Annotated in this window: 2 protein-coding genes; one reads left to right on the forward strand and one right to left on the reverse strand. The window is 62.4% G+C overall.

The window, feature by feature from the left end:
• The coding region (locus tag B0B52_RS22605; protein ID WP_217349809.1) for a hypothetical protein at positions 1 to 219 on the reverse strand (219 nt) is incomplete at its 3' end.
• On the opposite strand from B0B52_RS22605, the gene B0B52_RS16955 reads away from it, so the two are divergent.
• The gene (locus tag B0B52_RS16955; RefSeq protein WP_077594851.1) at positions 203 to 955 is read left to right on the forward strand and encodes an SDR family oxidoreductase; all 753 of its coding nucleotides are present in this window, start codon (positions 203 to 205) and stop codon (positions 953 to 955) included. The two genes, B0B52_RS22605 and B0B52_RS16955, sit on opposite strands and share 17 nt — an antisense overlap.
• Positions 956 to 1312 lie beyond the last annotated feature (357 nt).

Here is a 1312-nt window from a genome sequence, read left to right on the forward strand (position 1 = left end):
GTGCAAAGGTAGCACCGCTGCAAAACCCGTGGTGTCGGTTATTTCCAACAAGTTTTCAAAATAGTTGAAACCTAAAGTAGTTGGGGCGCAGCGCCGTGGCAGCGCAAGCGCGGCCGGTGCAGCTCGGGCACAATTCGCAGGGTGCGGCGCCATGCACTGGCGAGTCGCCATTCCATTCACACCAAGAGACAAAGGCACACCCATGACATCGAACGGCAAGGTCGCACTGGTTACCGGCGCAGGTTCCGGCATAGGCAAGGCGGTGGCACTGGCGCTGCTGCGCGCAGGTTATCGCGTGGCACTGGTCGGCAGGCGGGTTGACGCCCTGAACGAGGTGGTCAAAGAGTCGGGCAGCCAGGACGCGCTGGCCGTGCCCTGCGACGTCAGCCAGCCCGAGGCGGTGCGCGCTGCTTTCGACAAGGTGCAGGCCGCCTTCGGGCGCCTTGATCTGCTGTTCAACAACGCCGGCGTGGGCGCGCCGGCCGTGCCGATGGAAGAGCTGACTTTCGAGCAGTGGCAAAACGTGGTCAACATCAACCTGACCGGCTCCTTCCTCTGCGCGCAGCAGGCCATCCGCCTGATGAAAGCGCAGTCGCCGCAGGGCGGGCGCATCATCAACAACGGCTCCATCTCGGCGCACGCACCGCGCCCCAATTCGGCGCCCTACACCTCGACCAAACATGCGATCACCGGCCTGACCAAATCGATCTCGCTGGACTGCCGCAAATACGACATCGCCTGCGGCCAGATCGACATCGGTAACGCCCACACCGAGCTCGCTGCGCGCATGGCCAAGGGTGTGCCGCAGGCCAATGGCGAGATTGCGATCGAGCCGCTGATGGATGTGAACCATGTGGCCGATGCCGTGGTACACATGGCCGCCTTGCCGCTGTCCACCAATGTGCAGTTCATGACCATCATGGCGACGAAGATGCCTTTTGTGGGGCGGGGCTAGTTGGCGTTGGTCTGAAACCTATGGTGCGCCAGCAAGCCGGGGGTTGCCCGGTGGCAACTCACTTTCTTTTTGCGTCGCCAAAAAGAAAGTAAGCAAAGAAAAAGGCGACCCTGCTGCCTGCGTCCCTCCGCTTCGCTGCGGGCAACCTGCGGTGCTCGGCAAAAGCGGGGTCTCGCTCGAACTCGCCTTCGGCTCAGACAATCGCGAGCCCTGATCCGCTTTTGCCTGCGCTCCTCGGCGCATACAGAAGGGTGGGGGAATGGGACGGGATCGGATTCTGGAACGGATGCGTATACGGGGAGACCTGACGCGCGTCGCGCGTCAGGTCTCCCCGTATACGCATCCGTTCCAGAATCC

Origin of the sequence: Polaromonas sp. A23 (assembly GCF_002001015.1) — a bacterium.
Taxonomy (GTDB): Bacteria; Pseudomonadota; Gammaproteobacteria; order Burkholderiales; family Burkholderiaceae_C; genus Polaromonas.

Coding starts and splice junctions, on each gene's coding strand:
- B0B52_RS16955 (WP_077594851.1), top strand. CDS start 203: ATGACATCGAACGGCAAGGTCGCACTGGTTACCGGCGCAGGTTCCGGC.